The sequence below is a fragment of the Microbispora sp. H10670 genome (assembly GCF_014161385.1).
Lineage (GTDB): Bacteria > Actinomycetota > Actinomycetes > Streptosporangiales > Streptosporangiaceae > Microbispora > Microbispora triticiradicis.
Window position 1 is genome coordinate 127,739 of the sequence record NZ_JABBWW010000023.1, and the last position, 8,030, is coordinate 135,768.

Sequence of the window (8,030 nt, forward strand, 5' to 3'; positions counted from 1 at the left end):
GGGTGCGGTGAAGGGTCAGGCGACACCGCACCCCGGCCTACACGGCGTGCTCAGCCATTCGGGAAGAGCAGGCCGTACTGTCCGAGCGCGGTGGCCACGTCGGTCTGCGCCCAGAAGCGGTGGTAGCGGAAGACCGGCGCGGAGCCGCCGTTCAGGTACGACTGGACCTTCGGCCAGTCCGGGTCGTTCTTGTACCAGGACCGGATGGAGATGAAGGTCGAGTTGCTGTTGATCGGGTCACCGTTCGGCATCTTGCCGCTCCAGCCGGACGGGACGTAGATCGGGTCGTCGAGGCGGTTGTAGTCGGTCTTGGTCTCGTTGACCGACACGCCCTTGGCGTCCTGGTTGTTCTTCCAGATGCCGTCAAGGAGAGCCTTGGCCGTGGCCTTGGCCTGGGCGTTGCCCGACTTGGCCGCGTAGAACATCAGGGCCTTGGCGTACGAACCGGCCACGCCGATGTCGTCGGTGTAGTCCCGGATGGTCACGTGCAGGCCGGTGTTGGCCGGCGGCATCCCGGTGCCGCTGAAGCTGGCGTCCGGCTGACCGGTCCACACCAGCGTCGAGGGGATCTGGAAGGTGCCGTCGGAGTTCACCGTGGTGCCCGCCAGCGCCCAGGCGACCCACTTGTCGAGGATGGCCTTGGCGTCGGTGTTGCCGCTGGCGTAGTAGAGCTCCGCCACGCGCTCCATCGTCCAGGCCTGGAAGCCGAACCACTGGTTGGACGGCGGGTCGTGGTAGACCGGCTGCCAGTCGTAGGCCATGCCGAAGAACTTCGGCAGGCTCGACGGCGGGGCCGCGTAGTGGCCCTCCCAGCTGTTGGTCGCGCCGCCGGCGATGCCGCCCTCGGCCGACTGCAGCCACTTGTAGAACTGCAGCTGGCGGGTGAGGCTGGTCGACCAGTCGGTGACCGCGGTCGAGCCCTTGGGCTTCAGCGCGTTGACGTTCGACAGCGCCCAGGCCGCCAGCGGGTTCTGGTAGCCCGAGTGGTTGTGGCTGGAGCCGATGCGCCACGCCCATCCGGCCGACGTGTCGGTCGCGCCGCCCCAGGCGTAGTACCAGGACAGCAGGTAGTTCGACGCGTTCTTGCCGGTGCCCGCCGGGCAGGAGGTGCTGGTGCAGTTGGGCTGCTTGAAGTACTTGTCGTACATCGAGTAGCGCAGGTAGTCGCCCATCTTCGCCGCGTTCGAGACGGAGGTGGAGATCTGCGACTGCTTGCCCTGCTCGGTCGCCCAGGTCAGCGCCCAGTAGGCGGCCTGGACGGCGCGGGCGTCGGCGTCCGGCGCGTTGGTGTACTTCCACTGCTTCGCGTACGACGCGTCACCGGTGAACAGGTCGAGGAACCCGTTGGGGCCGCCGAACTTGAAGGTGTCGCAGGACGGCTGCGGGATGGTCTCGAAGACCGACTCCTCGGGGCCGCGCTGGTAGGTGTTGATGTACGCGGGCTTGGTGGTGCCGTCGCCGCAGCGGCCGAAGCCGTAGGTGTTGTCGACGTCCAGCAGCCAGTGCATGCCGTAGATGTCGGAGGTGCCGTACGCGCTCTTCAGCTCGTTCGCGATCGGGTCGGTGCCGACGCTGACGCCGCTGTCGAGCTTGGACGGGTACCCCGAGATGTCGTTCCACTCACCCGCGTACGTCGCCGGCTTGCTGGGGTCGTACTTGTCGTTCGTCGGCTGGTCGGCGCGCGCCGGGATGATGTACTTCTCCATCGACTGCCACGCGGTGTTGAACTTCGACCAGTCGCCGGTGACCTTGCCGTACATCGCCTCCAGCCACAGGTAGTAGCTGTAGGCCTCGGACGTCGTCTCGTGGCCCTGGTCCGGCGCCTCCACGAGCAGCGTCTCGACCGAGTGGTACGGCACGCCCTGCGGCGAGAAGTACCCGTTGGCCGGGTCGTGGATCTTGTTGTACATCGTCAGGAAGTTCTTGACGTACTGGTTGTCCGTGCTGGGGCTCGTCGACGGCGACGCGGAGGGGCTCTGCGACGGCGACTGCGAGGGCGACTGCGACGGCGACTGCGACGGGGACTGCGACGGGGACTGGGACGGCGACTGCGAGGGCGACTGGGACGGAGACTGGGACGGGCTCACGACGGCCCCGCAGGTCACCCCGTTGACGGAGAACGAGGCGGGCTTGTTGTTGCTGCCGGTCCACGTTCCCTGGAACCCGACGTTGGTCGTCGCGCCGGACCCGAGGTTGCCGTTCCACGACATGTTCGTGGCCGTGACGGTGGCGCCGCTCTGGCTCCAGTTGGCCGACCAGCCGTTCGACAGCTTCTGCCCGTTCGGGAAGTTGAACTTCAGCGTCCAGCTGCTGATCGGGTCGCCAAGGTTCTTGATGTCCAGGCTGGCGGTGAAACCGCCGGAGCCCGAACCCCAGGAGTTGAGCGCGTATTGGACATCACAGGCCACGGCGGCGGACGCAGGCGTCTGCGTCAGCCCGACGAGGAGGCCACCGGACACGGTGGCGGCCGCCAGCAGGGCGATCCGTCTCCGCGATCGTGGGAGCGCTCCCGTGCTAAGAGCTCTCGTTCGCATTTGCGGGGGGTCTCCAAAAAGAATAGGGGTGGGAAGCATCGGCTGAAGAAGTGCCAGGTAGCGGATTCGACAGCCGATGCGGGCAGGGGTGGATCTGAACCGATACGATGGGAGCGCTCCCACATCAGGATTGTGGATTGGGCCCCCGGTATGTCAATGACGCGTTGCCGGAGCCTCACCCCGTGGCCGTACGGTGCCGTGAGCCGAGGCCCCTTGCTGGCCTTTTGCCCGCCTGTGACAAAAAACTGTGCGCGCGTAGAACTGAAACTTTCATCCGAAACCCTTTGGGCGTGGAGACCTCCGCCTTTGGGCGGGCGAGGAAACACGGCATGGTGCCGCACGGGATGCGAACACACGAACGATATTTAACTGATCATGTGTTAGCATGTGAGGTATGGTGCAGATCGTGAAGCGGGCGTACAAGTACCGCTTCCATCCGACACCCGAGCAGGCTGATGAGCTTGCCCGGACGTTCGGGTGCGTGCGCCTGGTCTACAACAAGGCCCTGGAGGAACGGACCCGCGCCTACACCCTGGAAGGCCGGAAGGTCTCCTACGTGGAGTCCTCGGCCGCGCTCACCGCCTGGAAGCGCGCCGATGAACTGGCGTTCCTCTCCGAGGTGTCCAGCGTGCCACTTCAGCAGGCGTTGCGGCACCTGCAATCGGCGTTCGCGAACTTCTTCGCCAAGAGGGCCAAGTACCCCACCTTCAAGTCCCGCAAGAAGTCGCGGGCGTCGGCGGAGTACACCCGCAGCGCGTTCCGCTGGCGGGACGGCCGGTTGTGGCTGGCGAAGATGGACGGCCCGCTGGACATCGTGTGGTCGCGTCCGCTCCCCGAAGGAGCGGAGCCGTCCACGGTGACCGTGAGCAAGGACGCGGCCGGGCGGTGGTTCGTGTCCATCCTGGTGGAGGAGAAGATCCGCCCGCTCGCCCCGACAGACAACCAGATCGGGGTGGACGCGGGGATCACAAGTCTGCTCGCTCTGTCCCGCCCGATCGACGGGTTGACCGACGAGGACGGCAAGGTCGCCAACCCCCGGTATGAGCGGGCCGATCGCAGGCGGCTGGCCAAGGCACAGCGGGCGCTTGCTCGCAAGGCCAAGGGTAGCGCGAACCGGGCCAAGGCCCGGCTCAAGGTCGCCCGCGTGTACGTGCGGATCACCGACCGCCGCCGCGACCACCTGCACAAGCTTTCGACCCGGCTCGTCCGTGAGAACCAAACGGTCGTGATCGAGGACCTCACTGTCCGCACCATGGTCCGCAACCACCGCCTAGCCCGTGCTATCTCCGATGCCTCGTGGCGGGAGCTGCGGTCGATGCTGGAATACAAAGCGCAGTGGTACGGGCGGGAACTGGTCGTGATTGACCGGTGGTTCCCCAGCTCGAAACTGTGCTCTGCCTGCGGGACGCTGGTCGAATCGATGCCGCTGAACGTCCGGACCTGGCGATGCGCCTGCGGCGCGGTTCACGACCGGGACGTCAACGCCGCCAAGAACATCCTCGCCGCCGGGCTGGCGGAGAGGTAAAACGCCTGTGAAGCCGGTGTAAGACCTCAACGAGAGTCCTCTCGGACGAGGCGACCGGCGGTGAAGCAGGAAGCCCAACCGGCGACGGTTGGAATCCCGGCCCTTCAGGGCCGGGAGGATGTCAACTGTTCCGGTCTCTCCCCCCACCACCCCGGGGACGGTGGTGGTTAGGGCTCTTGGCTGCGGGTAGGCGCTTCCCAACCTGGAAGGGAGGCAGGCCATGACCATCCAGAAGGAGTCGCCGTCCACGGGCGATCTCGTCCGACGGCTGTCCGAGGACGTCTCCCGGCTGATCCGCGACGAACTGCGACTGGCGCGGCTGGAGATGACTCGCAAGGGCAAGCGCGCCGGCATGGGCGCCGGCCTGCTCGGCGCCGCCGGCGTCGTCGCGTTGCTCGGCGGGGGTGCCCTCGTGGCCACGGCGATTCTGGCGCTCGCGTTGATCCTGCCGGCGTGGGCCGCCGCGTTGATCGTGGGCGCCGCGCTGCTGGCGATCGCCGGGCTGCTCGCCCTGGTGGGCAAGGAGCAGATGTCCCGGGCGGCGCCGCCCACTCCCGACGAGGCGATGCGCAGCCTCAAGGCAGACATCGACGTCATGAAGGAGAGTGCGCGCAGATGACCGAGACCGACCCCGGTGCGGCCCGGCCCAACGCCGGGACCGTGGGAGTGCACAGACAGGACGTGTCAGAGCCGGTCACCGACACCGAGTCGCTCAACGCCGTACGGCAGGCCAGGCCCGGCCCGGAGCCCGTCGCCGCGGCGCGGGACACGACGGGGGGCACCGAGACCGAGACCGGGAGGAGAGGCGGCGAGCACGACAAGGGCCACGACGAGATCTCGGAGGTGCGCCGGGACATCGAGCGCACCCGCGACGATCTCGGGGACACGATCGAGGCCCTGGCCGCGAAGGCGGACATCAAGGGCCGGGCGCAGGAGCGCATGCACGCGACCATGACGGCGGCGCGGGCCAGGGCCACCGGAGTGGCCGGGCGGGTGCGTGAGGCCGCCCCGACGCACATGCGTGAGGCGGCCGGCCGGGCCGGCGAGCAGGTCAGAACCGGTCCGGGCCTCGTGGCCGCCGCCGGCGCGGTCGCCGCCGCCGGGGGCGCGGTGTTGCTGCTGCGCCGGATGACCGGGGGCAGGGGCCGTACGGCGAAGACCACCGGGCTCGGCGTGCCGATCTTCCTGAGCGGGCCGGGTCTGCTGGGCAAGCGGGGCGTGACGGGCAGGCGGAGCCTCTCCGCGAAGGCCGGCCTGCCCGCGCGGATCCGCCTGTACGGCAGGACCGGTGTGCGCGGCCGCCCGGCGATGTCCCGCATGGGGATGCCCGGCCGGAGCATGTTCGGCAAGGGCATGTTCGGCGGGAAGGGCATGTTCGGCAAGGGCATGTTCGGCGGCAAGGGCAAGTTCGGCGGCGCGAGCATGTTCGGGAAGAGCATGCCGGGCAAGGGCATGGCGGGAAAGGGCGCGTTCGGCAAGGGCATGTTCGGCGGGACCCGCGCGATGCGCGGAGGCCGGGTGTTCGCGACCGCGAAGCACAACACGTTCACCCGGAGGTTCGCCCACCGATGACCGACCCCGAGGACGAGCAGGGGCCGCTGGAAAGGCTGTCGCGCCGCGACTGGATCGGAGTCGCCAAGCGCACGGCCAGGGAGTTCAAGGAGGACAACGTCCAGGACTGGGCGGCGTCGCTGACCTACTACGCCGTCCTGTCGATCTTTCCCGGTCTGATCGTGCTGGTGTCGATCCTCGGCCTGCTGGGCCAGGACGCCATCGGCCCGCTGCTCGACAACCTCAAGTCGCTGACGCCGGGGCCGGTCCAGGAACTGCTGCAGACCGGCCTCGCCAACGTTCAGCAGCACCAGGGCACCGCCGGGGTGTTCGCGATCACCGGTCTGCTGCTCGCGCTGTGGGCCGCCAGCGGCTACATGGGCGCCTTCATCCGGGCGACCAACGCCATCTTCGACATCCGGGAGGGCCGTCCGTTCTGGAAGGTCACCCCGCTCCGGGTCGGCCTGACGCTCCTGCTGGTGATCCTGATGGCGGCCTCCGTGCTCGCCGTGACCTTCACCGGCCGCCTCGCCGAGATCGCCGGGGGGATGCTCGGCCTCGGGCCCGCCGCGGTCACGGTCTGGAGCATCGTGAAGTGGCCGGTCCTGGTGCTGCTCGCGGCCGGCATGATCACGCTGCTCTACTACGCCGCGCCCAACGTGCGCCAGCCCGGCGTGCGCTGGCTCAGCCCGGGCAGCCTGCTGGCCGTCGTGGCCTGGGTCGTGGTCTCCGCGGGCTTCGGGCTGTACGTCGCGCGGTTCGGCTCCTACAACAAGACGTACGGCACGCTCGCGGCGGTGGTCGTCTTCCTCATCTGGCTGTGGCTGTCGAACATCGTCATCCTGACCGGGGCCCAGCTCGACGCCGAGCTCCAGCGCGGGCGCAGGATCGCCGACGGCGAGTCCCCCGCGGAGCCGTACGTCGACCCCCGGGACCCCCCGAAGGAGCCGGCCCCCGAAGAGGGCCTGAGCGAGTCCCGCACCGGCTGACGACGCATGCCCATGCCGCGTATGGTTACGGCAGTGGCGGCATGCGCCCGCGCCGCCTGCCGCGTCCTGCCACCGCTGATGGCCGCCGGGCCGCCCGGCCGTGACCTGGGGGAGGGGGCGTGACCGGATCGTGGGCGTGGGATCTGCTCATCGGCGTCGCAGTCGCGCTGCTGGTCACCTGGATCGCTCTGATCGGCATGCTGGCGGTCGTCCGGCCGCGCGGGGGACTGCTGCGTGAGGCGCTGCGGCTGCTGCCCGACGTGCTGCGTCTGGTGCGCCGTCTGGCCGCCGACCCCGATCTGCCCCGCGGTGTGCGCGTGCGGCTCGGCCTGCTGCTGGCCTACCTGGCCTTCCCCATCGACCTGGTGCCCGACTTCATCCCCGTCCTCGGATACGCCGACGACGCCATCGTGGTCACCGCGGTCCTGCGCTCGGTCGTGCGTCGCGCCGGTCTGCCCGCCGTGCGCCGCCACTGGCCCGGCACCGACGACGGCTTCGCCACCCTGGCCAGGCTGACCGGACTGGACAGGCCGCCCGCCGGCCCATGACCCGTCACCGGCGTACGGCCCGCGCCGAGGATCGCGTGTCGTCGCCATCGTCCGGTCATGTGCCGATCTCGTCGACGATCCGGACGTGGCTGTCGCAGGGCTGTTCGCTCACGTGGCCACGCTCGTCATCGCGTACGGCCTCGGCGGCGTCCCAGCGTGCACTGCGCAGCAGAGGGCGCATGGTCTGCGGGCCGCTCAGCCCGGCCTGCTCGGTCAGGTTCCGGCAGTTCTTCCGCTCGACGTCCGGCAGCAGGCCCCGCGTAGGCGCCTGCCGCGTGGCGCGATGCGGCTGAACCGAGACGCGATCCGCGTCATCAGGTCGGTGAGGGTGACGATCTGGCGGGCAGGGTCCACCCTGCGGCCACGGCCATCACGCGATCTCCAGATGTCTTCACAAACTCCAAGTGATCACGTGATGGCCGTTCCATGCCACCTCAACCGCGAAGATCGCGAAGTGTGACTGGAGTACTGAAGGCTGATCTGCCTCCTGAGCGGGGGGCTCTAGAACTCAGGAGACAGGCTGGCCAGCCCCGTGCATGAAGCGTCGTAAATGCCAGTTCCTTGAGGGAAAACGGTGCTGGAGTAGCTGTCCGTCTCGGTGGCGTATGCGGCAACGCTCAACAGAGGGTTGCCGCCCGACTGAACCACGCGGTAGCACTTCTTGGATCCGCAGTTGTTGTGGACCTTTACGTATCGCACTCCTAGGTTTGTGTTGGTCGACCAGCCCAGAAGCTGAACGCACGATGCAGACCTACTGGTAAGTATTCAGGTCGTGCGCGCGGTGTAAGGGTTCGGTCGGATGCGTGACGGTCCGTCACTTTGATCAACCGGCGTGCAGATGATGTGATCGTCGGGTGTCCGGCCTGGAGGAGCTGTCCCGCGA

Annotated in this window: 6 protein-coding genes and 1 pseudogene; 5 read left to right on the forward strand and 2 right to left on the reverse strand. The window is 68.4% G+C overall.

The genetic code is table 11. From position 1 onward, the window contains the following. Positions 1-50: 50 nt before the first annotated feature. Positions 51-2,459 carry a glycoside hydrolase family 48 protein gene (locus tag HHX33_RS27215; protein ID WP_310741552.1) on the reverse strand — a complete coding sequence of 803 codons (2,409 nt, stop codon included), beginning with the start codon at positions 2,457-2,459 and terminating at the stop codon, positions 51-53. 469 nt (positions 2,460-2,928) lie between these two features. Here HHX33_RS27215 and HHX33_RS27220 point away from each other — a divergent pair. From HHX33_RS27220 to HHX33_RS27240, 5 genes and pseudogenes are all read left to right on the forward strand, one after another. Continuing rightward, positions 2,929-4,230: pseudogene (locus HHX33_RS27220) on the forward strand (RNA-guided endonuclease InsQ/TnpB family protein). Positions 4,231-4,279: 49 nt separating this feature from the next. Next, the gene (locus HHX33_RS27225) at positions 4,280-4,678 is read left to right on the forward strand and encodes a phage holin family protein (RefSeq protein WP_117409578.1); all 399 of its coding nucleotides are present in this window, start codon (positions 4,280-4,282) and stop codon (positions 4,676-4,678) included. Then, complete coding sequence (locus HHX33_RS27230; protein ID WP_182877081.1) at positions 4,675-5,631, forward strand: DUF3618 domain-containing protein; 957 nt, start codon at positions 4,675-4,677, stop codon at positions 5,629-5,631. Before HHX33_RS27225 ends, HHX33_RS27230 begins: the two co-directional genes overlap by 4 nt. Next, on the forward strand, positions 5,628-6,599 hold the full coding sequence (locus tag HHX33_RS27235) for a YihY/virulence factor BrkB family protein (RefSeq protein WP_182877082.1): 972 nt from the start codon (positions 5,628-5,630) through the stop codon (positions 6,597-6,599). The genes HHX33_RS27230 and HHX33_RS27235 overlap by 4 nt, the downstream gene beginning before the upstream one ends. 119 nt (positions 6,600-6,718) lie before the next feature. Continuing rightward, a complete protein-coding gene (locus HHX33_RS27240) occupies positions 6,719-7,147 on the forward strand; it encodes a YkvA family protein (protein ID WP_182877083.1) in 429 nt (142 codons plus the stop codon). Between the two features lie 55 nt (positions 7,148-7,202). On the opposite strand, the gene HHX33_RS36550 is transcribed toward HHX33_RS27240, so the two are convergent. After that, entirely contained in the window at positions 7,203-7,328 is a 126-nt protein-coding gene (locus HHX33_RS36550) for a hypothetical protein (protein ID WP_259402891.1), read from the reverse strand. Positions 7,329-8,030 lie beyond the last annotated feature (702 nt).